Genomic DNA, 26,484 nt, shown 5'->3' on the forward strand with positions numbered 1-26,484 from the left:
TAATATGAAACTTAGATTTTATCTATCTGTTTATTAAAGTTAATGCAGCAGATGGAGCTTTTTGCCTAAGTTAAAAATCACGTTTGACTCCTAATTGGTTTTCTCATATTTAGGTATTCCACAAACTAACGATCTGTTTATATTTTATTTTTAATTGCCACATGGAACTCGCCAAAAATTTACCATGCTCCTTTGTGAGAGCCAATTCGCATGGGTCGTTTCATGTTTTTCAATAAAATTTATTTGGCAGCACAATGTACTGCCAAAGTAAAATTAATACCCATAATAGATCGTTCTCCAACTACCATCATCTTCAACTACAATTGCTTCTACTACTGATTGTCCTGAGGTCGCATCTAAGCCCTCACCAGTATACTGAACCTCTCCTTGATACCCTCCTCCTCGGATAGCATCTACCTTTGTTACATTTTCTTCAAAACTTGAAAAGTCAATCATTTTCATAAATATTAATTGATGCCTACTCATTCCCTTTTCGGCTAACGGGGCATATACTCACTATTATTGTAAATTGCTCCACAAGTATAAAAAGTCTTACTCCAGTAATTTCGGAGTACACAAAACAACCTAAAAACATAATATATTTCAATTAATAAGAACAAAAACATCATGATACATAACACTATCACAACATTATGAATAACCAGAGAATCAACACTCCCTAGAATATTCGCAACTTTACCAAATAAATCGACATGCCAATCTCACTTTGCATGCGTAGTAGTTTCCATTTTCATACAGCTATCTGTATTCAAAGCACTCTAATAGGGTAAAATGAACAATCATTGAGGAACATCAAAAAAAGCATCAAGTACCAAGTCATTCTCCACAAAAAACTTGCTTGTAAAAATTTTATTATGATATCAGACATGATTGATTTCCAATTCAAGTGACAAATATCACATTTAAACAATCCAGTTCATTAACACAATAGCGGTAGTTGACTTTGTTGTGGCAATATCAAGTCATCAGTCATTTTATATGCATCATTCGTCAAAGAAAGCTTTGTTAACTTGTATCGTTTCTTAATTTTGCGTCAGAATTTGAATCATTGAAAAACACCCAATCTCTCATGCAAATAAGTCTTAAAAAGAAGCTGGCCAGTTTTACCATTATCGCAGTAGGTGCGGTGTTCAGCATATTTTTAATCATCTCCCTAATTTTCATTAAACGTTCGTTTGTTGAATCGAACCAACACATATTAATTGAAGAAACCCAAAAGGCTGCACAAGAAATTAATAAAGAATTATCAACCCATATGGGTGTTGCCCGAGGCTTAGCTCGTTCATTTGAAGTTAATTATTCTCGTAATTGGGAAACAACATATCCTTCTTTCAATCTTACCATGCAACGAGTAGCTCAAAATGAGCAAAAATACATAGCCGTATGGAACTGTTTTGAATACAAAGCCATTGATGCTAACTGGGGCAATAAGCCAGGACGCTTAACCTCACTATACACTCGCGAAGATGGCGATTTACGACACAAAGAAACAGTACGTGATGTTGATGGCATAACTCCATCGGGCTATCACGACGTTGCCAAAAGCCTACAAGAAACACTAATGGAACCCTATTGGTACCACTTTGGTGAAAATGAAAAGATATTGGAGACTACCTTAACAATACCAATGCTTAACAATAACAATCAATTTGTGGGTGTAGTTGGATTAGATATGTCTTTAGAAGCTTTTCCGGATTACGTCACAAACATCAAACCATTTAAAGAATCTGATACCTTCCTTTTATCTGCCAATGGTATTATACTTGGTAATTCAAATCTAGATTTGCTAGGCAGTCCGATTACAGAACATTTTAAAGAATTTAATCAAGATCAAGCTCTAAATAGCTCTCAACTCGATTGTAATGTAATTGAAATGTTAATCGATGAGCAAAAACAGGTACTTACTATTGCCCCTATTTACGCTGGGCACTCGCAAACCCCATGGTTTATTTTAATTAAAACGCCCAAATCGGTACTGTCGGCGCAAGCCAATTGGATTGTTTGGGTGATGCTGTTTATTGGACTATCAGCCATTATCTTAATTTCGATTTTGGTTTATCTAGTGGCTAGTAAAATTACCAAACCAATCGTTAGCTCGGCCCAAATTACATCTACCATTTCATCGGGTGATTTAACTGGCCAATTGGCATATAAGAAAGAAAAAGATGAACTAGATATATTACACAACTCACTGTATGACATGCAGGAGAAGCTGGCTACTGTGGTGAAGATGATTAGGAATAACTCGCAACAAATACAGGAGGCATCAACCAAACTTGAGCAAGACTCAAGCACATTGTCGGATGCGACTACCACCATGGCTTCATCATCAGAGGAGGTATCATCGGCAATTGAAGAGATGACAGCAAATATTGAACAGAATACCGAAAACGCACAGACAACCTCACAACTATCTCATTCTGCTTTAGACAGTGTAAAAAGCAGTAATGCTTCTACTCAAAAAATGCGAACAGCCATGGGCTCTGTTGCCGAGCGTATTTCTATTATCCAGGATATTGCCGCACAAACCAATATTTTATCGCTAAATGCAGCAGTTGAAGCAGCCCGGGCAGGCGAATCAGGCAGAGGCTTTTCCGTTGTGGCAGCCGAAGTAAAAAAATTAGCTGAACGCAGTCAGAAAGCAGCAGCTGATATTGAAAAACTATCGCGTCGCGCTTTGATGATTTCGGAGAAAACAGGGAATGAAATGGAAGAGTTAGTGCCAGAAATAGAAAAAACCTCATCACTCGTTGATGAAATTACAGCAGCCAGCATGGAACAAAATACAGGCATCCAACAAATATCTGGTGCATTGCAACAGCTTAACGACGGAACGCAACAAAATGCCTCTTTAGCCGATGCTTTGGCACAAAGCGCCGACGAGCTCAATGCATTTGCCAATGAACTCCAACGGCAAGTATCGTATTTTAAAATACGTAGAAACTAATTTACATACCTAATACAAAAAAACACCTGATGAAAATATAGATTCATCAGGTGTTTTTTTATGATAATAGATTCTCTTCCAAAATTATTTTAAAGCCTTCACCATTGTCGATCCAAGATCAGCAGGCGACTCCACCACATGAATACCGCATTCGCGCATAATGGCCATTTTAGCTGCAGCCGTATCTTCAGCACCTCCAACAATAGCTCCTGCATGCCCCATTCTACGACCCTTTGGTGCCGTTTGACCAGCTATAAAACCAACAACAGGTTTTGTTCCATTCTCCTTAATCCAACGAGCAGCATCTGCCTCCATAGTTCCGCCTATTTCTCCGATCATAATCACGGCATCGGTTTCAGGGTCATTCATAAATAACTCCACGGCCTCTTTGGTGGTGGTTCCAATAATAGGATCTCCTCCAATACCAATAGCTGTAGAAATACCCAAACCTGCTTTCACAATCTGATCTGCAGCCTCATAGGTTAAAGTACCTGATTTTGACACAACACCAATACGTCCTTTCTTAAAAATAAAGCCAGGCATAATACCCACTTTACACTCTTCTGCGGTTATAATGCCAGGACAGTTAGGTCCAACTAAACGTACATCGCGTCCGCTTAAGTATTCTTTTACTTTTACCATGTCCGATGTTGGAATTCCTTCAGTAATGGCAACAATAACCTTAACTCCAGCATCGGCTGCTTCCATTATGGCATCGGCTGCAAATGGAGGGGGTACAAAAATAGCCGATACATTCGCTCCAACTTCAGCTACTGCTTCGGCAACGGTATTAAAAACAGGTAAGTTAAGGTGCTCAGTTCCACCTTTTCCAGGTGTTACTCCTCCCACTACCTTGCTTCCGTATTCAATCATCTGCGTGGCATGAAAAGTACCTTCCCCACCTGTAAATCCTTGTATAATTACTTTCGAATCTTTGTTAACTAATACACTCATAGGGTATAAAGAATTTAATTAGCGATTATCTTTTAGAGTATTGTATATTATTTCTTAATGTAAATAACCGATAGCTAAGCTGTTTGTTTTGGAAATTTTTGAGAGAGTTGATTTCTTGATAAAAAACGAAACAATTAAATAGCTTATACCACACCATCAACCGTCCTAAAAACGAGATTAGGTTAAAAAAAAGAGAAGTACGATAAGATTGATCACAAATAAGTACGCATTTACTTTATTACCACGAATACCTGATAACTACATATTTGACACTCACAACAACAATGTCAATGTTTTATATTATTAAAAAAAACGAAACTAAAACACACCAACTCCGTTAGCATATTAACAATTGAAAAGGGAAAAACGAGCGATAAAAAATTGCTAAGAATATAAAGTTGGGAAATGGGAAAAATTACTATTCGTCAAAAACTGATAGGACTTACTGCATCTATCACCTTAATTTTAGTCATCATTGGAGCCATGACTTTTTTATCATTCAAAAAAATCATAGCGCTTCATACTGATTTAGGAAAAGCCAATGAATTGCAAGAAAACATGTTGATGCTGCGCAAAGCAGAAAAGGATTTTTTGCTTCGCGAACTTACGAATCAAACATTTTTTGAAACTGAACAAAGTAAATATTTAGACGCTTTTCATTCAATTATAGATCAAAATCAATCCACAATAGATGAGTTAGAAACAAGTAAACATATTTTAAAGTATGGGCTTTTCGATAACTTAGAAATACTCAAAGCAGACTTTACTCAATACGAACGATTCTTTGATGATATGGTACGCTTATATAAAGCTAGAGGATTTAAAGATTATGGTAAGGTTGGGGAAATGCGTTCAGCGGTTAAAGCTCTGGAGTTAAATTATAACGACGCCTCCTTTATAGCAGAGCAGCAGCTTTTGTTGCGAAAGCATGAAAAAGATTACTTGCTACGTAAAGATTTATCGTACAAGGATAAACTTAACGATGGCATTGAGCTTTTCATTAGTAAAATAAATAATAGCAAGCAACTTACCTCGAGCAAGAAGGAGATTATTAAGATGCGCTTATACAACTATAAAGTAGCATTTAATGAGTTAGTAAGTATTGATGAAAAAATAGGATTCACGGAAGAGCTAGGTGTAAAGGGCACATTACGTAAAACTATTTACAAAACAGAACCTGAGATTAAGGAAATTGTGGAGGCAATAGAACAGCAAAGCCAACAATCGATTGACGCTACCATTCGCAATATTTTTATCCTTATTTTTATATTTCTAGCTGCAAGCGTTAGCCTTTTAGTACTTATCCTTAACACCATTCAAAAAGGATTGCAATCTGCTCAAAATGCTGTTAATGCTGTAGCTCATGGCGATTTTTCTAAGGATATAGAAATAAAATCGCAAGATGAAATAGGACAGCTACTGAGTGACGTACAACTAATGATGCGCCGATTACGAAAGAGCGTATTGATAGCCAAAGAAGTATCTGATGGTAACCTAATGGTGATGGACTCGATAGACCAATCAAGCCTTGAAGGAGAATTAGATCATGCACTTATTAATATGGTTGACCGCTTAAAGCTCATCATTGAAGAAATATCTGCGGCATCTGATAACTTTGCAAGCGTAAGTAATCAATTAAGCACAGCCTCAGAACAACTATCATCGGGCTCAAGTGAACAAGCTGCTTCCAGCGAAGAGATATCTTCTTCGGTAGAAGAAATGGCCAGTAGCATTGCTCAAAATGCCGATCACGCCACTAGAACTGAAAAAATTGCGATTAAAACAGCTAATGAAATTCAGGAAGGGCAAAAGGTTGTTGAGTCTTCAACCCAAGCAATTAAGCTCATTGCTGAGAAAATATTTATTGTCAACGAAATATCACACAAAACAGACCTATTGGCCATTAATGCCGCCGTAGAAGCTGCTCGAGCCGGAGAAAATGGAAAAGGCTTTGCAGTGGTTGCTGCGGAAGTACGCAAACTTGCTGAACAAACACAAAAAGCAGCACGAGAAATTACTGAATTAGCCGCTGCAAGCGTTAAAACAGCTGAAAAATCAGGTACAATGCTAAAAAATTTAGTCCCTGAAATTCAAGCGACATCCAATCTGGTGGAAGAAATTAACCAATCAAGCAAAGAGCAGAATTCAGGCGTGATTCAAATTAATACTGGAGTACAACAGTTGGCTAATATTACGCAAGAAAATGCAGCTTCTTCAGAAGAGCTTGCATCAACAGCTGAAGAGTTATCATCGCAAGCCGGACAAATGAAAGAAACAGTTTCCTTTTTCCGGATAAGTAAGGACAACATGGATAAGCCAATTGAAAAGAAATTTGGCACTAAACAAAACCAATCTAATGATCAACAAGACTTTGGCATTGAAATAAATATGAGTGACAAAACTAGTTCTATTGAAGATGAATACGAGTCTATATAAATTGTTCATCCCAATTCTAGATTAAAATCAATTAGTAATAAGCGATTGTACTCAATAGGAGGCAATCGCTTTTTTTGTATTTTTACTGGAAATACAAATTTATGCGTCATATAACCCTACTCCTTTTACTTTGCTCTCTTAGCATTCAAGCACAACTTTTTGAACCCTTACCAACGAATATTAATAAACGCGTAATAATAGCACACCCCACTGCTTCAAACATCGAAGTACTGGATGCCTTGTATCAAAAAAAATTATTAGATCTATCATCCATTCAACTAATCGGCCTTTACCATCGTGATGAAAAATACGATTACTCCAAGTCGCAAAGCATGCTAGACACATTAAGGCACTTAAACATGTCTTTACTAGAGCTAAAAGACACACTTCATATGGATAGCTTATTTTGCTCTAATGCTAGCTCAGCAACCTTCAAGCAATTATTTAACGAAAGTGAAGGCATTGTATTTTTGGGTGGCCCCGATATACCACCTGCCTTATATGGCGAAGAAACACACCCTAGAACAAAAGTAACCGATCCCTATCGTCATTATTATGAGGCATCATTCTTATACCATTTGCTAGGAGGTTATCAAAACACCGAATATACGCCATTGTTAGAAGAAAACCCCGAATACCTGGTTTTTGGAATTTGCCTTGGTATGCAAACCATGAATATAGCGAGTGGTGGCACGCTTATTCAGGATATTCCGCTTGAGGTTTTTAATAACGATGAAACCCTGGGACTTCAGCAACTTGCCAATGAAGAGATACATCGTAATTATTACCCCAAAATGCCAGCACATGAAAATGATACTTTAGCTGGATCTCATTTCCATACTATCCTGTTTAAAGATTATTTTTTTCCGGCATTAGCCCAGGTTGATTCTGATTCAAAGCCGCTCGTGAATAGTTACCATCACCAGGCAATTGAAAAGCTAGGTAAAGGTTTGGTTGTTGGAGCCACGTCAAGCGATGGAAAAATTATTGAAGCTGTTTTTCATGCCCACTACCCCAATGTTTTTGGTGTTCAGTTTCACCCAGAACGTTCGCAATTTTATATTCAAACGCGCCAATCGAAGTTTACCCCTGATGGGGAAGCAATTCAACTATCCGATTGTTTAGATGATGAAAGCATGAGTTTTCATCTGCAGTTTTGGAAAGCAGTGAACCACCTTATACAGGAGCTGTAAACACCAAATGATACATACCCATCCATTGATTTTTACTCATTACAAATATCATGAACACACAGCTATTAAATACATTTATTAACTGAAGAACAGCAAAGCATCTTTTAAACCTACCAGTTAAACTATAATGAAAATCTGAAGCTTTTGTGTAGCAACTTCCATAAACTATTATTTATTCCATTACCCCAAAAGTGAGGTAAACTAACCTACGTTCAAGTAAACTTGTACTCTACTGACTTTAACACCCCTACTAGCCAGGCACACAACAGTTACACAAAAAACCATATAGCTATCTCACCAGGAAAGTTGCACATCTACTAATTATTACAGCACTGATACACCTAACAATCTCATAACCAGATTTTGAAGACATTATATTTTTTATATCTTTGATAATACCACAACGACAAAACAAACCACCTTTCTGCAATTTATAGCAAGAGGAAGCTAAATATTAGCTCTGGTACATTCGAGTTATTAGCTGCAAATATTAATCATTTAGTAATTTTAAACCACATTATTATGAAGGATTACCCAACTCCATTATTTGAAGAAAGAAGAGTAAATATCGAAATGGCTAAAGAAAAACAACAATCTGACCAGAAAAACTTAACAAAGAGTACTAATAGTGTTGAGCACATTAAAAAGGAACAAACCAACAACCTCGATCGATTACTTAATGATAGCCAGTTTAAGCAGTAGAATAGATCAAATGAAAAGAATGCTTTAACATAGTCAATAAACTATATTAACATTAAGTACCTGCTTTTAAATAGGGTTTCAGTATCATTATCATTATAAAACAACAAAAGCTCACTTAAATAAATAAGTGAGCTTTTGCGGTCTGGACGGGACTCGAACCCGCGACCTCCGGCGTGACAGGCCGGCATTCTAACCAACTGAACTACCAGACCAAAAAAATTAAATGAAGTAAAAACAAGCGGTCTGGACGGGACTCGAACCCGCGACCTCCGGCGTGACAGGCCGGCATTCTAACCAACTGAACTACCAGACCAGTTTTACACTTCAATATATAGAGAAACTAAACAAGCGGTCTGGACGGGACTCGAACCCGCGACCTCCGGCGTGACAGGCCGGCATTCTAACCAACTGAACTACCAGACCAGTTTAATTTCTTTCAATCTTTTTTGATCACCTATTTTCCGTTTGAAAATCGGCTGCTTCCCTTTGATATCGGAGCTTCAAGTGCACTCCTTGTTTCTGAAAGCGATGCAAAGATAAAGCTTCTTTTCTATTCTGCAATAGCTTTTATAAATTGTTCGACACTTTTATTTGCTGTAATTCTGTTCAGCATTTGCAATCAATCATTTAGCAATGAAAGTTTTTTTTTCGTTTTATTGCTTAGCTGACATAGCATCAAAATCCCAAACCTTTTCATGCCTGCACAAATACCCATATGCTATCATAAAAGATACAATTGGAGGATTGCATCATCCACATCGACTCCCTGCTCATACCAAAGCTGCATCATATCAAACAGGTAAAATACAATATCATGCTTTATTAAAGTGATCTCACAAAGAACGACGCTCATTTCACGTAACCATACGCTCAATATCAGCATTTACTTACCCGACATCAAGCCACAACGGTATTATATCAATTCAAACCACAGTCACCTCATGCTTCAACATACCTATCTCACTTGCTCCTATACCTTCCTGTTGCTTATACATCCTTTCCCATCGACCAAATGAGTGCTTCACGTTGTTCATGTACATTTTCACGTCGACAAATGAGTATTTCCCATCGCGAAAGTAAAGCTTCCCATTGCACAACAAGGCATTAAAAAAGCCGCTCCCAAACGGAAGCGGCTCTGATTATATCTGAATTGAAAAGATTACTCAATCACTTCAAATTCCATGTCGTTTAAGCGCTTGTATGAGCTATAACGCCATTTTGCATTCTTTTCCGACTCTGCAAATAATACTTTTGCATCTTCAGGGAACGACTTAGCTAGGGCTGTATAACGCACCTCGTTCATTAAGAAGCTTTGGAACTGATCCCATTTCGGCGGTTTCGAGTCCAAAGTAAATGGATTCTTTCCTTCTTCTTCCAACATTGGATTGTAACGATACAGGTGCCAGTATCCGCTTTCAACAGCCTTCTTACCTTCTTCCTGAGTCTTACCCATACCAGTCTTCAGACCGTGAGCAATACAAGGAGAATAAGCAATGATTAATGATGGTCCAGGATATGCTTCAGCTTCCTTCAATGCTTTAAAGTACTGAGCCTGATTAGCACCCATAGAAACCTGAGCAACGTATACATAACCATAAGTTGTAGCCATTAAACCAAGGTCTTTCTTACGAATACGCTTACCTGAGGCAGCAAACTTAGCCACAGCACCTACTGGTGTAGACTTAGATGACTGACCACCTGTATTAGAGTATACCTCAGTATCCATTACCAAGATATTAACATCTTGACCAGAAGCAATTACGTGGTCTAATCCACCGTAACCGATATCATAAGCCCATCCGTCACCACCAAAGATCCAGAATGATTTCTTAGAGATATAGTCTTTTAAAGCCAATAACTCTTTAGCAACAGAGTGAGACTCATTTTCAAGAGCTGCAATTACAGCACGCGAAGCAGGCGTGTTAGCATTACCATTATCTTTAGTCTCAATCCACTTCTCAAATGCAGCTTTTGTTTCAGCATTAACATCGTTGATTGAACCAGTAATTTTTGCTTCAACACGATCACGAAGTTTATTAGCACCTGTAGCCATACCTAGACCAAACTCAGCATTATCTTCAAATAATGAGTTAGCCCAAGCCGGACCTTTACCTTCTTTATTTTCACAATAAGGAGTTGCAGGAGCTGAACCACCATAAATAGATGAACACCCAGTAGCATTAGCTACCATCATGCGATCTCCAAACAATTGAGTGATTAACTTGATATATGGCGTTTCACCACAACCAGCACAAGCTCCAGAGAACTCGAATAAAGGTTGAGCAAACTGAGAAGCTTTCACATTCATGTCCTTAGCCATGATGCCATCTTTAATAGCTACTTCTTCAGCCATGTAATCCCAACGAGCGATTTCAGCCTGCTGAGTTTCAAGTGGCTTCATCTCAAGCGACTTCACTTTAGATGGACAAACATCAGCACAGTTACCACAACCAGTACAGTCTAATGCACTTACCTGAATACGATATTGTAAACCATCAAATCCTTTACCATTAGCCTTTTTGGTTAAAGTACCTTCTGGTGCATTTGCCAACTCTTTTTCGTCTAATAAATAAGGACGAATAGCAGCGTGAGGACAAACATAAGAACACTGGTTACACTGAATACAGTTATCAACTTGCCACTCTGGAACATCAACAGCAATACCACGCTTCTCAAAAGCAGTTGTACCAGCTGGTAGCGTACCATCCTGACGACCGTTGAAGATACTCACAGGTAAATCATCACCTTTTTGAGCATTTACAGGGAATACGAAGTCTTTGATAAACTGAGGAGCCTTATCATTTGTAGGGAATACAACCTCAGCAGCTTCATTTGACCAAGGAGCTGGAATAGTGATTTCATTCACCTGACCACCTTTATCAACTGCTTCGTAGTTCATATTAACGATGTTCTCGCCTTTCATACCGAAAGTCTTCACAATCGCCTTTTTCATTTGCTCTACAGCATCAGCATAAGGAATTACCTCAGCAATTTTAAAGAATGCAGACTGCATAATTGTATTGGTACGGTTACCCAAACCAATTTCTTTTGCAAGGTGTGTTGCATCAATTGTGTAGAACTTAATTTTGTGATCAGCTATATAACGCTTCACATAAGCTGGCAAGTGACTTTCTAGCTCAGCCTCAGACCAAGAACAGTTTAATAAGAAAGTACCACCATCTTTCAAACCTTTTAGCATATCATACATCTGCAGGTAAGCAGGAACGTGACATGCAACAAAATCTGGAGTATTTACCAAGTAAGGCGAACGAATTGGCGTATCACCAAAGCGTAAGTGAGATATAGTAATACCACCTGACTTTTTAGAGTCATATGCAAAGTAAGCCTGAGCGTACTTATCAGTGTTATCACCTATAATTTTAATAGAGTTCTTGTTAGCACCAACAGTACCATCTGAACCTAAACCATAAAATTTACCTTCGAAAGTACCTTCAGCAGCTAATGAGAATTCAGGTAACAATGGTAGAGATGAGAAAGATACATCATCAACAATACCTACTGTAAACTGATTCTTAGGCTCTTCTTGCTTCAAGTTATCGAAAACGCTCAACATCATAGCTGGCGTAGTATCTTTTGAAGATAATCCATAACGACCACCAACAACGATAGGTGCATTTTCTTTTCCGTAGAATAAGTCACGGATATCAAGGTATAATGGATCTCCGTTAGCTCCCGGCTCTTTAGTACGGTCAAGAACAGCAATTTTTTTAGCCGACTTAGGGAATGCTTCGAAGAAATATTTAGCTGAGAATGGACGATACAAGTGTACCGCAATCAAACCAACTTTTTCGCCTTTGGCAGTTAGATCATCAATTACTTCTTTAATCGTGTCGGTAATAGAACCCATTGCCACAACAATGTTTTCAGCATCTTCGGCACCATAGTAATCAAATGGACGATACTTGCGACCAGTAATTTTACTTACCTCGTCCATGTACTCAGCTACCATATCAGGTACAGCGGCATAGTATGGATTAGCTGCTTCGCGAGCCTGGAAGTAAACATCAGGGTTTTGAGCAGTACCTCGTGTTACAGGATGCTCTGGATTTAATGAGTTATCACGGAATGCCTGTAGAGCTTCCTGATCAACTAAACCAGATAAATCTTCCTGATCCATCACTTCTACTTTCTGAATCTCGTGAGAAGTACGGAATCCATCAAAGAAATGCAAGAAAGGAATACGCGACTTAATAGATGTTAGGTGAGCAACACCAGCTAAGTCCATAACTTCCTGAACTGAACCAGTTGCTAACATAGCAAAACCAGATTGACGTGTAGACATTACATCAGAGTGATCACCGAAGATAGATAGTGCCTGAGCAGCCAAACTACGTGCACTTACGTGGAAAACACAAGGAAGAAGCTCACCTGCAATTTTGTACATATTAGGAATCATCAACAATAATCCCTGCGATGCCGTAAATGTAGATGTTAAAGCACCAGCCTGCAATGAACCATGAACAGCACCTGCCGCACCAGCCTCAGACTGCATCTCTTCAACTTTCACTGTTTCACCGAAAATATTTTTTCTTCCGGCAGCAGCCCACTCATCCACATTTTCCGCCATGTTCGACGACGGCGTAATTGGGTAGATAGCAGCCACCTCACTGAACATATACGCGATATGTGCAGCGGCGTGATTACCATCACATGTAATAAACTTTTTTTCTTTAGCCATTTTATATACTCCTAATAATTAATTGGTTATTATTCTATATAGATCGTTAGACAAATAGATTATTAGACGTTTTGATGCTTACCTATGAGCTCATCAAAACGCAACAAATCTACTTTTCTTGTCAATCTTTTCATTTTCTATTTTCACTCTTTTCTAATAGTCTACTCTCTAAAAGTCTACCCATCTATTCTTTAATACAAAAATCCGAACAACCACAAGGGGATTTTATTACCCTCTCCAATCTCTAACATATGATGAGCCAGATATTCGTTTTCTGATAAAGCTTTACCTTTTGACTGTTCATCACCGATACTAAATTCTAGTTGTTTGTTAACTTTAAAGTCACTCTTTTTCGATATTGTTACATCATTTCGATATCCCACCTGGTTTAAAAAGAATGTGCGATTCATATTTAATTGACTAACATCACCATGTGTTACTGAATAATATACATTGGGATTTTGAATATAAATCTTTGACGGCTTTTTTGTCGACTCACTATCCTCGTAAAGCATATTAATTAAACGACCATTTTTAAGGTAGTTTAAATAATTCATCACTGTCGCTCTTGACGTTTCAATTTCTTGACTTAAACGGCTAACATTAGGTTGTAATGGTGCCGATTTTGCAATGGAATAGAGCAATTTACGTAATTTAGGTAAATACTTCAATTCGATTTGTTCAAGATATGAAATATCAATTTCAAGAATAAGATTGACATTCTTAATAACATTCTCTGAGTAATTCCTTTTCTCAAGGAAAAAAGGATAATATCCATGCTCTAAATAATCATTGAAATAAGCTAAGGGGCGTACCTTAGAGCTTATCTCTGCACTTATTTTTTCATGATTACTTAAGATTTCATCCAAGGTATATGGTTGAAATTTATTTTTTGTAGCTAGGTTTAAATGTTCTCTAAACGAAAAACCATCTAAACGATAAACAGCCACGCAATCTTTTAAATCAGGATTTTGATCTACCAGCCGCATTACTGCCGATCCACTAAACACAATTTTTAAGTCGTGAAAGTTATCATAGCAATAGCGTAGTTCTTTGGACCATTCAGGGTATTTATATACCTGGTCCAAAATAAGTGTTTTACCGCCTTTCTTGCGAAACTCGTCGGCAAAAGAAACGATTGAACGTTCGGTAAATAATAAATTATTTAGGTTGACATATAAACAACTTTTATCGTATCCAAAATGAACCTTAGCAAAATCCAGTAAAAAAGTTGTTTTGCCAACTCCTCGTGCTCCTTTCACTCCAATTAATCGATGATTCCAATCAATTTCGTTCATCAATTCACGACGAACGGGAGTACCTAAGTGCTCTAATAAATAACGATGTGTTTCAAAAAATGATTGCATTCTTTCAGATTATGAATTACAAATCTAAAAGGATATTCCAAATAATTGCAATCTCAACATTGCAATTTAGATGAACTACTGCAATTTATAATTAATAAAAATAAACACAGCAACGCTTTCATTTCCAAGGAATAATTGGAGAAAAATTTCCATATTAATAGTAGAAACTTTTCTTTAATATGATCAAGTCATTTAATTTCTCACTCATAATCTTTAACTTACGGATCTTCAAAAATGACTTTTGCATTGACAAAACATGATCTTTTTCAGGTTCTGGAAATATGCAAAAAGTAAAAACCGCTTCTAAAAATCTTAGAAACGGTTTTTTTTATTAAACTCCATCAGATGTTTTAAAACTCCAGGCGATAACTAAAAAATGGATAAATCATGGTCATCCCATGCGATACTACTTTTTCTTGTTTAAAGTCGTATGCCCAACCAAACATCTCTTCTGTCATCAGAACATTTTTACCTTGTAATATGAGTACATGGGATACTTTATTTCGATTTATCCGATAATTAACTGCAATATCAACAAACAATTTATTTTCCTCTTGCCATTCAAAGGCCTTGGATTCATCCAGCACAACCATTTCAGATTCTTTAGATAATTCCTGATCGGGTGGTGTAAATCGGTTGCCTCCCATAAATGCCAACTTTCCATTCACACTTAAGAGGTTATTCTCTCTCACTTTCCACTCTTTACCTCCTAGCAAATTAATTACCATGTTGCGGTTGTAAGATGTATTACGTTCTATGCCATCTCCCCCTTTGTATTTCGAATCGAAGAATGAACCTGTTACCATATAATAGTATCCATCCTTCATATAGCGTTCAACCGTAACATCGACACCTATATTACTGCCCGTTCCATCATTCACCAATGGATCGGTAAAATACATATCCCACTCATAGTTGATGAGCGACTCAGAACCACCAGCTAAAACAGGCACATCATACAACTTCTGATAGTAAGGTTCTATTTTAATACTCACATTATCAGACACTCGCCAGTCGTATGAGAATACAAAGTGATCAGCCTTGGTAACTTGCAAGTCGGGATTTAAATATGAACCTGCTTCATCTTGTGCCAAATAAAAGCGTAGCGGCTCCAATCGACTGTGCTTGCCATAAGCTAAACTAAATGAATGTTTCGGAATAAATCGCCAGGTAATGCCCAGGCGAGGCTCTGGAATTAGCTCTTCATTTAAACCAAAATAGGTAAAATTGATACCGGCATTCACATCAAAGGTTGGTGCAACGCGAAACTTACTTTGCGTGTAAGCTTGCATCATATATGAGTTATCGGTTTGATAGGCGATTCGAACCAATTCATCTTCGACACCTGGATTGGGATTTCCTTGTATATCCAAATCGAAACTCAGGTTGGTGTAGGTTACACCAGTTCGATTGGTGTGGCGGTTTCCAAACTTATGATTTAAGTAAGAACTCATAATCAGGCGATAATTATCTTCTGAATGATCAGCTATTGGAATCATGCTTCCATCGCGTTGTAACTGGTCACTCACATTGGAAAAACCATCGTATGCTCCCACAATGGACGAAAACACATAGGTCTTATGTCCAAAATTGAATCGATGATTAATACCTCCAGCAGCTATCTCCGAACCTGTATCATATTCGTTATTATCCCATGATGTCTCCCACTCATTGGGGTCTTCATCGGGTTCAAAAGCCACATTACTCTTACCACCAATACCCCAAACAGAGAATGTACCAGCTTTCTCTGTTGGTAAATTTACTTTAAAACTTAAATCCTGATAATTGGGCAAGCCCACATCCATATCGGCCAACTGCCCAATCAAGCCCATAGTTGAATAACGGTAATTAAATAAATAAGAAGCATCTCCTCCTTTCTTAAAAGGTCCTTCGGAACTAATATCAATTCCCTGGCTTCCAATTTGAAAAGCCGATTCTCTTTTATCATTATTTCCTTTTCGGAACTTAGTATCAAAAACACCCGACATGGCGTTGCCATACTCAGCTGGAAAAGCACCTGTGAAAAAGTCAGAGTTATCGAGCATATTCATGCTAAAAACCGTTTCGATACCACCACCATTATTAATACCATTTAAATGATTAGGTGCAGGAATCTCAACACCTTCTAATCGCCACAGTATACCTTTTGGGGCATTACCGCGAACCACAATGGCATTATCATTAACACCTTCAGCCATGGTAACACCGGCAAAAGAACCTGCCAAACGCGATGGATCATTCCAACCGCCAGCAAAACGTCCAGCCTCTTCTACTGTAAACGATCGAGCAGACAAAGTGGCCATGTTATTTTGTGCTTTATCCTTGCGCTGCTGTGGCTTAATTACAACCTCGTTTAGTTGCTGAAACGTTTCTTTAAGTGTAACATTCAACACCACCTCTTTACCAGAACCAATTAACACCTCTGATAGAACAGCTGGCTCATACCCCAGAAAACTTATTTGAATTGTATAACGACCAACAGGCACATCTTCGATCATAAAATAGCCATCCATATCGGTTATAGTTCCCTTTTGTGGAGATGTCTCCATCACTACAACATTAACACCTGGAATACTAATTTCAGAATCAGCATCAACCACTCTTCCTTTTATTGTTTGAACAGGCCCTTGTGCGATTATATTGGTTAGTCCGATGAATAACCAAAAACTACAAATAATTAAAAACGACTTCACTTTCTTCATGCTGGTTATAAATTATAAACTTTACGAAAGCAAAAATACAGGCTTGAACATGCAGAATAGTTCCATCTTATAAACACGAACCATTATATAAAAACCTACATATGTGCAACTTACAAACAACACATGTGGCTTTTTATAAACCTGAACATTTTTTCTTGAACTCAGATGGCGTTTGCTCCGTCATTTTTTTAAAAGTGGTATTAAACGATGTTTTAGAACTAAAGCCTGATTCAAAAGCTACCCCCAATATCGATAATTTATTACTATCGTTATCAGCCAACATAAGCTTCGCTTTTTCCACCCGGTAACGGTTTACAAATTGAAAAAAGTTCTCATTATAGCCTTTATTAATAACAAACGAGAGTTGATGGGAAGTTATATTTAATAACTGAGCCAGTTTAATAAGATTCAAATCACTATCCAGATAAGGTACTTTTTGCTCCATCAAGATATTTAACTGTGCCTTGATCTCTTCAACTTTTGCATCTGACATAATCTGCCGCTTTGGCTCCTCGTCATCTTCGCTTATTTCCACTACAACTTTTACACCAGCATCATCTTCCGGAAAAATTTCGGTTTGCTTAAGTGTATTATAAGTGATAAAAAGCACAACTAGCAAGACTACTCCATTCATAAAAACATTAAGCGGCAGCTCTAAAAAAACCAAGTTGAATACGCCAATAACCACAACAAGAGTTACCATAGCCATTATAATGTATTCCAACCAATTAAGATTTATCTCCTGAGTGGATGACGCGAATTGCTGTATGTTTTTTTGATGTTTTCTAATCCTATATAACGAAAGTCCTGTGAAAGTAAGGGCATTGATTAATATCAAAACTACTTGCACGACATATAGGTTTAGCGAGAAATACCAATCAACAATAATGAACAGCCAATAGACTGCTGGTAATATAAGTAGTTTCCCAGCATCTTTTAAAAGCTTATAGGCTGGTACCGAAAAGTGACAGACACTTACAAAAAAAAGTGGTGGTGCCAAAAATTGCAACGAAGCCACAATTACATTTGAACTAATTTGAATTTCTGTACCCACAAGAAGCAAATACACCTCATCAAACCAATATGAAGCCCATAAAAACAAAAGCAAGCCAAACCACCTATTAGCTTTAATATTTACTTTCATCGGATTGGATATCAAAATAAATGAAAGCAATAACAAAGAAGAAAATATCAGAATTTCCAGCAGTTTTATTATCATCATTAACAGAAATAGAATTAGCAATTAGCGCTAAGATACAAATATTCATGGCGCAACAATATTAAGGTTTTTACCTGCGAAGTTTTAAACTGTCCAAAAAAAATGAACACATGCCGACATGCCTTCTAAAGGAGAAGTCGTATTTTTATCTGATTATTATTTACTTTCATAAGCCATGTGGAATTGTCAAATAGAATACGACCATCCACTGGCGCAAAAAGTAAATACTAATCAAACAGATGCTTGTTCCACGAACATTAATCATAACAGAATATGAGAACTTTATCACACATTGTTTTTACACTTATTTTAACTGCGGCACTTTCTGCTTGCAGCACTTCAAGCAATTCCCCATCGGCCATAACCGTAGATATTAACAATAACTGGGAGTTTAGCGAGGCTAATCAAAACCAATGGCGAAAAGCAAAGGTACCTGGTTGCGTTCACTCCGACTTATTAAACAATGACTTAATTGATGATCCTTTTTACAGGCTTAATGAGCACGACTTACAATGGATTGACAAGAAGGATTGGGAGTATAAAACCAAATTTACGGTTGATAAAAACATTTTTAGCAAAGAGCGAATAGATATTAATTTTGCAGGTCTGGACACCTATGCTGACGTATACTTAAATGATAAATTAATCCTTCAGGCCGATAACATGTTTAGAGGTTGGACGGTTAATTGCAAAGAGTTTATAAAAGAAGGCGAAAACAGCTTACGCATCTATTTCCATTCGCCAATTAAAGTAGGATTAGATATTCACGACAACTACCCATATGTAGTTCAGTCATCTGCCAATGACTTGGCAAAAATTGGAAAAGTTCCGGGCGAAAAGTGGGTTAGCCCTCACGTACGTAAGGCTCCTTACCAGTTTGGTTGGGATTGGGGACCACGCCTGGTGACATCCGGCATTTGGGAGCCAATTACCTTAAAAGCATGGGATACGGCTCAACTCATCAATATCCATACAAAACAACTTGCCCTAACAGATGAAAAAGCATCTCTTTCATCTGTGTTTGAAATTGATGCTGCAAACACTTCTGAAGCAACTTTACAAGTTGCGATTGATGGCAAGAAGATAGCTCAAGAAGCTGTTAGCCTTAAAAAAGGCACGCACACCTATTCAGTAGATTTCAACATTGATAACCCACAAAAATGGTGGAGCAATGGGCTTGGCAAAGCGCACTTATATCAACTTAAAGGAACACTCATAACTGATGCCGGATCAGAAAACTATGCCCACACACTTGGTTTGAGAACTATTGAGCTAGTAAGAGAGGATGATAAAGTAGGTCGTTCGTTCTACTTCAAACTAAATGGGCATCCGGTATTTATGAAAGGTGCTAACTACATCCCTAACGATGTATTTCTCGATCGTGTTTCTCCTGAAAAATATGAACACATTATTAAATCGGCAGCCGATTGCCACTTTAACATGTTACGTGTATGGGGAGGTGGTATTTACGAAAAAGAAATATTCTACGACCTATGTGATCAATATGGCATACTTGTGTGGCAAGATTTTATGTTTGCCTGTAGCATGTATCCGGGCGATGAAAAGTTTTTAGAAAGTGTTAAGCAAGAAGCAGAATATAATGTACGTCGACTACGCAATCACCCAAGCATCGCCTTGTGGTGTGGTAACAATGAAATATTAGCTGCCTGGTTTGGCTGGGGCTGGAAAGAGCAAAATGAAGAAAAGCAACCCGAAGGTGCTGAAGCCATGTGGAAAGCTTATAAAGACATTTTTATAGATGTGCTTCCTAATGCTGTGAAGAAGCATGATCCTGCCAAACAATACTGGGCATCGAGTCCGCAAGCTGATGACACCATAAGAACCAATATTATTGATGGAGACCAGCACGACTGGCGCATCTGGTTCAGAGATGTACCGTTTACGACCTACCACGACAATGTAGCTCGCTTTGTTAGTGAATATGGATTTCAATCGTTCCCCGAACTTAAAACGGTTAAAAAGTATACAACACCTAAGGATTATGACATCAACTCAGAAGTGATGAAATCGCACCAGCGCTCATTTATTGGCAATGGAGCCATTAAGCGTTACATGGATAATTATTACAAGAACCCTAAAGACTTTGAATCTTTTCTTTACGTTGGACTTTTGCTTCAAGCTGAAGGAATTAAAACGGGCATTGAAGGTCACCGCATGCACATGCCATCATGCATGGGAAGCCTGTATTGGCAACTCAATGATGTATGGCCCGTTGCATCGTGGTCGAGTATCGATTATTTTGGAAATTGGAAAGCCTTACAGTATTATACACGCAAAGCCTTTGCTCCTATTATGGCTATTCCTGACACAAAAACGGATGACCTGCTTATTTATAGTGTTTCAGATAAATTTGAAGATCAAAATGGTCGTTTAGAACTTGAGATACTAGATTTTAATGGTCAAAACCTATGGTCGTACAATGAGGACGTAACGATTAAAGCCAACACAGCAAATGTGATATTTAAGAAAGCCATCAAGGAAGTATTGAAGAACACAAGTGCATCGGATGTTGTTCTATCGACCAAACTATGGGCAGAAGGTAAACTAGTTTATACAACAACTAGCTATTTTACCGAGCCGATGAATTTAAAATTACCTCATCCAACCATCACTTGTAAAACGAGTAAGACGAACAAAGGGTATGAAATTACACTGTCAACAGACAAACTTGCTAAAAACATTTATGTAAGTTATGACGAAGCTGACGGTTGGTTCTCTGACAATTACTTCGATTTATTGCCAGGTCAATCAAAAGCAATAAGGTTTGAAACGCAGCAAGAAATCAGCGATTTTAAAAGTAAGTTATTGATCCGAACACTGGACGATACTTATTAATTAAGTATTAAAATTTAGCGAAGCGAGGCTCTTCTGATTTGAGGAGTCTCGCTTTTTTTTGATATGGCATCTACAAATAGTTGATTCTCAACAATCAAATGATAAGCCTGAAACATTCCATCTCGTCCTTGTTATGTTTACTATTCGTCATATTTAGTGGAATTATTAACAATAAGGTTTTAAATTGCTTCTCATAATTAATCAAACACGTAAACATGAAGAAGTTAATAGCAGAATTTTTTGGAACCTTTTGGTTAGTATTAGGAGGTTGTGGTAGTGCGGTACTGGCAGCTGGCTATCCAGAATTGGGTATTGGATTTGTAGGCGTTTCCATTGCTTTTGGACTAACAGTCGTAACCATGGCATATGCCATTGGACATATTTCTGGGTGCCACCTTAATCCGGCCGTTACCATTGGCTTGTGGGCTGGCGGCCGCTTCGAAGCGAAGGATATCATTTCATATGTGATAGCTCAAGTTTTAGGCGCCACCTTGGCAGCTGGCATTTTATATATTATTGCAAGTGGTAAAGCAGGCTTTGAATTGGGTGGTTTTGCGGCCAATGGTTTTGGAGAACATTCGCCTGGTGGTTATGGATTAGTGGCCGCCTTGGTTTGCGAAGTAGTAATGACCTTTATGTTTTTGATTGTTATTTTGGGTGCCACACACTCAAAAGCACCAAAAGGATTTGCTGGTTTAGCAATTGGACTTGCCCTAACCTTGATTCATCTAATAAGCATACCGGTTACTAACACTTCCGTGAATCCAGCACGAAGCACTAGTCAGGCATTATTTGTTGGCGACTGGGCTATGGGACAATTATGGTTGTTTTGGGTAGCACCAATTATCGGAGCCATTTTAGCAGGTATCGTTTACAAATATTTATCTCCGGAAACAGAAGAAGAATAAAAACACTTGAATTCCACAAAATAAAACGGATAGTTCATTGAGCTATCCGTTTTATTTTGTGGCTAAGCAAAGTAATTAGCTCAAATGAACACAGTAAATCCATTCGATTGCAAATAATATCCTTTCAGTAAATCAATCCTCATTTTAATGTAAACAATGTCATTTTCTGATACTCAAATAAATATTTTTCAATAGTTCATCAGGATAAATATCAACTTCATCAACTTTTAAGAGTTACGTATCTCTTATTATTTATATTGCAGCAATTCAGTTCTCAAAAAATACAACTCATTAATCATTTATTAACATAAACCATCAAACATGAAACAATTATTTACTTTGTTTTTGACATTACTAGTGTCGATCAGCATCACCGCACAAAAGCTTCCATTCCAAGGCAAACTAATGGAAAATGGCCTGGCTATAACAGGCACCAAAACTTTGGTTGTATCCATTCCCGATTTATCTTGGGAAGAAACTCATGCCAATGTACCAATTAATGATGGTTTATATTTTATTGTATTAGGCAGTGGCGTGGCATTACCACACGACCTTTTCGTTGGAGTCGATGAAAGACTACTAAACATTTCGGTAGATGGCACTGACTTATCACCTGTAACTCTTTATAAGCCGCTTAATGCGCCGTACGAAACAGATAGTATTTCAGCAATTAATACCGCAGGTGCAGTTACTGCATTGATGAAAAATGCCGAACACGCCGAAGGAGAATATGGTCATTTAGTTCTTAATGGAAGTAATGGCAATCCAAATGTTTATCTATCGGGTACTGGCACCGGAAAAAACAATGGAATAATTGGCGCTATGAATCAAAATGGAGATTACCGTTCTTACCTGAACATCCACACCAATGACACCAACTACCCTGATGGATCAGGTTTCTTTACGGTACTGGGAAATAGTGCAGGTGCATTACAAGGTGGCTTTCAGATTTGGGAAAGTGGTAACGGTGCTAATTTACCATATTTAACTTTTGAAGGAACTGAAGACGATGTAGATAGAGTTTGGCTGGAGGTACATGAAGAAGGTGATGATGAATTTGGTTACTTGCACCTCAACTCAAACATGGGGCATAAATTCCGATTTAATGCCAATAGAATTTGGTTGGAAGAAAACGACCAGGAACGCATACGTCTTCACTTAGATACTCATGCTGACGGCGCTTATGGCGCTTTATCTTTATCGGGGCAAACGGGTGAAAATTTTTGGCTAGGAGCTAGTACATGGAATGGTGGTTCTGACATGGCTTACATGGCTATGAAAGGAACAAAAAACTCAAATAATTTAATTGAACTCTATGGCGTTCCCGGAGACAATGAAGCAGGTGAAATTAGAGTTATAGCAGAAGATAATTCACAAACATTAATTTCTAATAGTTCAATTGTTGCTTTCGCAGCCAATGGTTCAGAACGAGCAGCCTTAAGTGCCTACCAGGATGATACAAAAGAGTACGGGCAACTATCCCTTTCTGGTCCAAATTCATCAAACTTTTGGATAGCATCAAAATTTTGGGAAAACAGCGATATAGGATTTATGGCCTTACAAGGTACAACAGGAAATAATTTAGTAGAGCTATCAGGAGCTAATGATGGAGGCGGAGAATTCGGATCTGTTACCATCAAGCACGATAATGGCAATTCGTTAAACATCGACCCTAGTGGAGTTGGCGGATTTTTTAACATGTATGATGGCGCTAAAGTACACGGCGATCTTGAAGTTGTTGGTGGCACAGCCTTTAACACATCCGATGAACGTTATAAAAAAGACATCACCCCATTAGGAGTCGATGCTTTAGATCATATTAATGAAATGGATGGTGTTACATACAACTGGCGCAAAGAAGAGTTTAGTGACAAAAATTTCTCAGAGAGAGTTCAAATGGGACTTATTGCTCAACAAGTAGAAACACATTTTCCTGAATTGGTTAAGACTGATGCCAATGGTTATAAGGCAGTTAATTACGCGGGGTTCTCTGCCGTACTTTTGGAAGCATTGAAAGCTCTCAATCAAAAGGTAGAACAGCTGGAAGATGAAAATGAACTTCTTAAACAAAACATTGCAAGCATAGAAAGCAACCAGGAAGAAATCAACAGCCTTAAAGCTCAATTAAACTTAATAACCGAGCTGATGATTGCGCAAAATAAGCTTGAGCCTACTCCTAATGAAGAATTAAAGGAGCTAACCCAAAAATAAGGTGTTATGATAAAATTTATAAGACAACATTTTAAACCTTACCTGGGTCAATGCATATACACACTTTGCCTTATCAGCCTTGCGCTAACTCCTCTCAATGAGACAATCGCTCAAGAACATAACTCAAGTGTAGCTAACGGTGCAGGTCAAGTCACTGGAGGCGTTTATACCGGTTATGTTTCCATTGGCGAAACAGCTACTGATGTGGTAAGCGGAGGGGATATCATTGCTAGTTCGGGACTTATTCTGCGAGAAACAACAGTACAGGAATTAAAGTTTCCAGTAACTGGTAATGTATATTTAAATGATCAATCGCCTGTTTTTATAGGTAGGGCAACCATCTTTAAAGAAGAGCAGAATGGTTCAATGGTTGAATACCTCGATTATGACCTTACTCCGCAAGGATACTTCCATTTTTTTGTGCCTGAGGGCAATTATACTGTAAGGGTAATTGCCGATGAGCAACAGTACCCAACAGCTTTTGTCACCTACTTTGGTGATAAAATATTGCACGACGAAGCTCTTAGTTTCTCTGTTACTGGTGATTCTTTTAAAAACGATATCGTATTGCAATTAGAACCAGACGTTCAGCCCCTTGAAGTCAATGAAACGGTTAACATCAATGGTCAGCTTTATGAAGATCAAACCAATAGCGGTAAGGCATCTCTTAAACTATTAAAAAAAGCAAGTGCCGACAGTGAACCATTGTCCGACACTTATATTTATTTAATTGACAAAGAGAGCGGTGAGATATTTTACTACACGAAAACGGATATGAATGGTAATTTCACATTCAGCAACATTCAATATCGCACTTACTATTTATCCATTGATTACCCAGGTATTCCTGATAACACCTCTCCTATTGAGCTGGATGTTACCAATGATACCACAGAAGAAATTAATGTAATAGCGGAAGTGAGTAGTGCCGGTATTAATTCTGAAGTAAGCGTTAATACAGCAATTGAAGATGAGGAATTCAATTCACTATCACAGTCCATTGGCATCTATCCTAACCCAGTTAGAGATGTTTTAAATGTGTTTATTTCATCAATTGAAACAACACAAACGCCTGATTGGAGCATTTATAGTCTTACAGGTAAAACACTTATGCAAGGTAAGATTCAACAAGAAAGAACACCTATAAATGTATCAGCATTACAACCAGGATTGTACATCCTTAGAGTAGAGTTTGATACCAACACAAGCATTGTTCGAAAAATTACAATTGAATAGAAACACAAAAGGCTGCTCATATAACTTGAGCAGCCTTTGTTTTATTATAACTGATTCTATACTACTTGTTGTGCAGCTTTAATAGTAGTTCTTCGTGCTGTTCCGGAGCTTTAGCATCAATAAGGCCAGTTATTTTGCCAGCCTTATAAGCGATTAAAACTTTACCTAAGTAAGGATCATCAAAAGAATAAGTCTTCTCTTTCAGCTTTTTCTTATACTTGAGGCGTTTAAAATAACTTTCCATAATCGAACGACATTTATCATCGTCATCCAACAAAACAAACAAACGAAAAGTTTCACCATTAAGCTCATAGGCTGAAGCACTAACGCCATTAAAACCTGTTAAACCCATAAAGTTCTCGGCTAAATACTGTTCGCTTAACTTAACTTTTCCTTCTTTAGGAAACCAGGTAAATTGTTCAGGTAAACCACAGGACTCACAGATTGAGCCTGCAACCAGTTTGGCAAAATCAACAAAGTCTGTCTCAGGCACTTCAGGTCGGCTATTATACACTTTCACGTAATAATCATCAGCCAAAAAGAAAACAGCCCCACTTTCAACAAAGCCTTGTGCACCAATAGGCTCTAATTTAGCACTTTTAGGTCGCTCCTCGGTATAAATACCAAAGGCCTGCAAAGCGCTGCCATGCCTATACAATTCTAAAGTAAGCATCTGACCAGCTGAATTTTTGTAATCAACCACCCACAAATCCTGAAAAGCATAACCCAGGTAAAAGTCAGAAGCTCCATTAATGTAATCGTACAAATTATCACGCGAATAAAACTGCTTTTCTCCCTCAATGGACCAGCCTGCAATATTATTAAATTTCTGTGGGTAATCTTGCGCCTTAACTCCAATTGTAAGAGTTATAAGAAGCATGCATACAATCAGCTTTTTCATGTGTTTATAATTTTGTTATTCTCTGACATAGAGTTTGTTTCAAAATAAGTTGTAAACGCCAAGAAGTTAAATTTTCATGTTCATGCTCGAGGCAATAGTCCTGTGTGCTTAGCGTTTGAAGTCAGTTTCATA

General features: G+C 37.8%; 15 protein-coding genes and 3 tRNA genes. 8 read left to right on the forward strand and 10 right to left on the reverse strand.

The genetic code is table 11. From position 1 onward, the window contains the following. Nucleotides 1-273: 273 nt before the first annotated feature. Nucleotides 274-462: a hypothetical protein gene (locus tag FNN09_RS20030; protein WP_221932546.1), complete on the reverse strand. Its 189-nt coding sequence runs from the start codon at nt 460-462 to the stop codon at nt 274-276. 628 nt (nt 463-1,090) lie between these two features. Between FNN09_RS20030 and FNN09_RS20035 the strand changes: the two genes are divergently transcribed. Beyond that, the gene (locus tag FNN09_RS20035; protein ID WP_143304275.1) at nt 1,091-2,968 is read left to right on the forward strand and encodes a methyl-accepting chemotaxis protein; all 1,878 of its coding nucleotides are present in this window, start codon (nt 1,091-1,093) and stop codon (nt 2,966-2,968) included. Nucleotides 2,969-3,052: 84 nt separating this feature from the next. On the opposite strand, the gene sucD is transcribed toward FNN09_RS20035, so the two are convergent. Further along, nucleotides 3,053-3,922: a succinate--CoA ligase subunit alpha gene (sucD, locus tag FNN09_RS20040; protein WP_143304276.1), complete on the reverse strand. Its 870-nt coding sequence runs from the start codon at nt 3,920-3,922 to the stop codon at nt 3,053-3,055. A 405-nt stretch (nt 3,923-4,327) separates the two neighbouring features. Between sucD and FNN09_RS20045 the strand changes: the two genes are divergently transcribed. The 3 genes from FNN09_RS20045 to FNN09_RS20055 all read left to right on the forward strand — a co-directional run bounded on the left by FNN09_RS20045 (nt 4,328) and on the right by FNN09_RS20055 (nt 8,253). After that, complete coding sequence (locus FNN09_RS20045; protein ID WP_143304277.1) at nt 4,328-6,358, forward strand: methyl-accepting chemotaxis protein; 2,031 nt, start codon at nt 4,328-4,330, stop codon at nt 6,356-6,358. A gap of 101 nt (nt 6,359-6,459) precedes the next feature. Further along, a complete protein-coding gene (locus tag FNN09_RS20050) occupies nt 6,460-7,551 on the forward strand; it encodes a gamma-glutamyl-gamma-aminobutyrate hydrolase family protein (RefSeq protein ID WP_143304278.1) in 1,092 nt (363 codons plus the stop codon). 522 nt (nt 7,552-8,073) lie between these two features. Then, nucleotides 8,074-8,253, forward strand: a complete 180-nt coding sequence (locus FNN09_RS20055) for a hypothetical protein (protein WP_143304279.1) — start codon at nt 8,074-8,076, stop codon at nt 8,251-8,253. A 138-nt stretch (nt 8,254-8,391) separates the two neighbouring features. Here FNN09_RS20055 and FNN09_RS20060 read toward each other — a convergent pair. The 7 genes from FNN09_RS20060 to FNN09_RS20090 all read right to left on the reverse strand — a co-directional run bounded on the left by FNN09_RS20060 (nt 8,392) and on the right by FNN09_RS20090 (nt 18,165). Continuing rightward, nucleotides 8,392-8,465 (reverse strand) — tRNA-Asp (locus FNN09_RS20060). A 27-nt stretch (nt 8,466-8,492) separates the two neighbouring features. After that, nucleotides 8,493-8,566 (reverse strand) — tRNA-Asp (locus tag FNN09_RS20065). A 36-nt stretch (nt 8,567-8,602) separates the two neighbouring features. After that, nucleotides 8,603-8,676, reverse strand: a tRNA-Asp gene (locus FNN09_RS20070). A 736-nt stretch (nt 8,677-9,412) separates the two neighbouring features. Then, nucleotides 9,413-12,952: a pyruvate:ferredoxin (flavodoxin) oxidoreductase gene (nifJ, locus tag FNN09_RS20075; RefSeq protein ID WP_143304280.1), complete on the reverse strand. Its 3,540-nt coding sequence runs from the start codon at nt 12,950-12,952 to the stop codon at nt 9,413-9,415. A 191-nt stretch (nt 12,953-13,143) separates the two neighbouring features. Next, on the reverse strand, nt 13,144-14,319 hold the full coding sequence (locus tag FNN09_RS20080; RefSeq protein WP_143304281.1) for an ATP-binding protein: 1,176 nt from the start codon (nt 14,317-14,319) through the stop codon (nt 13,144-13,146). A 350-nt stretch (nt 14,320-14,669) separates the two neighbouring features. Then, on the reverse strand, nt 14,670-17,021 hold the full coding sequence (locus FNN09_RS20085) for a TonB-dependent receptor (RefSeq protein WP_143304282.1): 2,352 nt from the start codon (nt 17,019-17,021) through the stop codon (nt 14,670-14,672). A 133-nt stretch (nt 17,022-17,154) separates the two neighbouring features. Next, a complete protein-coding gene (locus FNN09_RS20090; RefSeq protein ID WP_185969081.1) occupies nt 17,155-18,165 on the reverse strand; it encodes an AraC family transcriptional regulator in 1,011 nt (336 codons plus the stop codon). A 348-nt stretch (nt 18,166-18,513) separates the two neighbouring features. On the opposite strand from FNN09_RS20090, the gene FNN09_RS20095 reads away from it, so the two are divergent. From FNN09_RS20095 to FNN09_RS20110, 4 genes are all read left to right on the forward strand, one after another. Next, nucleotides 18,514-21,096 (forward strand): glycoside hydrolase family 2 protein, encoded by a 2,583-nt coding sequence (locus tag FNN09_RS20095; RefSeq protein WP_143304284.1) that lies wholly within the window; start codon nt 18,514-18,516, stop codon nt 21,094-21,096. Nucleotides 21,097-21,311: 215 nt separating this feature from the next. Further along, nucleotides 21,312-22,004 carry an aquaporin Z gene (aqpZ, locus tag FNN09_RS20100; RefSeq protein ID WP_143304285.1) on the forward strand — a complete coding sequence of 231 codons (693 nt, stop codon included), beginning with the start codon at nt 21,312-21,314 and terminating at the stop codon, nt 22,002-22,004. A 321-nt stretch (nt 22,005-22,325) separates the two neighbouring features. Next, the gene (locus FNN09_RS20105) at nt 22,326-24,215 is read left to right on the forward strand and encodes a tail fiber domain-containing protein (protein ID WP_143304286.1); all 1,890 of its coding nucleotides are present in this window, start codon (nt 22,326-22,328) and stop codon (nt 24,213-24,215) included. A gap of 6 nt (nt 24,216-24,221) precedes the next feature. Next, nucleotides 24,222-25,451 (forward strand): T9SS type A sorting domain-containing protein, encoded by a 1,230-nt coding sequence (locus FNN09_RS20110; RefSeq protein ID WP_143304287.1) that lies wholly within the window; start codon nt 24,222-24,224, stop codon nt 25,449-25,451. A gap of 61 nt (nt 25,452-25,512) precedes the next feature. Here the strand turns inward: FNN09_RS20110 and FNN09_RS20115 are convergent, their stop codons facing one another. Then, entirely contained in the window at nt 25,513-26,352 is an 840-nt protein-coding gene (locus tag FNN09_RS20115; protein ID WP_143304288.1) for a DUF6599 family protein, read from the reverse strand. Nucleotides 26,353-26,484 lie beyond the last annotated feature (132 nt).

It is taken from the genome of Carboxylicivirga sp. M1479 (genome assembly GCF_007097485.1).
Taxonomy (GTDB): domain Bacteria; phylum Bacteroidota; class Bacteroidia; order Bacteroidales; family Marinilabiliaceae; genus Carboxylicivirga.

Excerpts from the sequence above, each read along its gene's own strand:
- FNN09_RS20030 (WP_221932546.1), bottom strand. The coding sequence starts at position 462 with ATGAAAATGATTGACTTTTCAAGTTTTGAAGAAAATGTAACAAAGGTA.
- FNN09_RS20035 (WP_143304275.1), top strand. The coding sequence starts at position 1,091 with ATGCAAATAAGTCTTAAAAAGAAGCTGGCCAGTTTTACCATTATCGCA.
- sucD (WP_143304276.1), bottom strand. The coding sequence starts at position 3,922 with ATGAGTGTATTAGTTAACAAAGATTCGAAAGTAATTATACAAGGATTT.
- FNN09_RS20045 (WP_143304277.1), top strand. The coding sequence starts at position 4,328 with ATGGGAAAAATTACTATTCGTCAAAAACTGATAGGACTTACTGCATCT.
- FNN09_RS20050 (WP_143304278.1), top strand. The coding sequence starts at position 6,460 with ATGCGTCATATAACCCTACTCCTTTTACTTTGCTCTCTTAGCATTCAA.
- FNN09_RS20055 (WP_143304279.1), top strand. The coding sequence starts at position 8,074 with ATGAAGGATTACCCAACTCCATTATTTGAAGAAAGAAGAGTAAATATC.
- nifJ (WP_143304280.1), bottom strand. The coding sequence starts at position 12,952 with ATGGCTAAAGAAAAAAAGTTTATTACATGTGATGGTAATCACGCCGCT.
- FNN09_RS20080 (WP_143304281.1), bottom strand. The coding sequence starts at position 14,319 with ATGCAATCATTTTTTGAAACACATCGTTATTTATTAGAGCACTTAGGT.
- FNN09_RS20085 (WP_143304282.1), bottom strand. The coding sequence starts at position 17,021 with ATGAAGAAAGTGAAGTCGTTTTTAATTATTTGTAGTTTTTGGTTATTC.
- FNN09_RS20090 (WP_185969081.1), bottom strand. The coding sequence starts at position 18,165 with ATGAAAGTAAATATTAAAGCTAATAGGTGGTTTGGCTTGCTTTTGTTT.
- FNN09_RS20095 (WP_143304284.1), top strand. The coding sequence starts at position 18,514 with ATGAGAACTTTATCACACATTGTTTTTACACTTATTTTAACTGCGGCA.
- aqpZ (WP_143304285.1), top strand. The coding sequence starts at position 21,312 with ATGAAGAAGTTAATAGCAGAATTTTTTGGAACCTTTTGGTTAGTATTA.
- FNN09_RS20105 (WP_143304286.1), top strand. The coding sequence starts at position 22,326 with ATGAAACAATTATTTACTTTGTTTTTGACATTACTAGTGTCGATCAGC.
- FNN09_RS20110 (WP_143304287.1), top strand. The coding sequence starts at position 24,222 with ATGATAAAATTTATAAGACAACATTTTAAACCTTACCTGGGTCAATGC.
- FNN09_RS20115 (WP_143304288.1), bottom strand. The coding sequence starts at position 26,352 with ATGAAAAAGCTGATTGTATGCATGCTTCTTATAACTCTTACAATTGGA.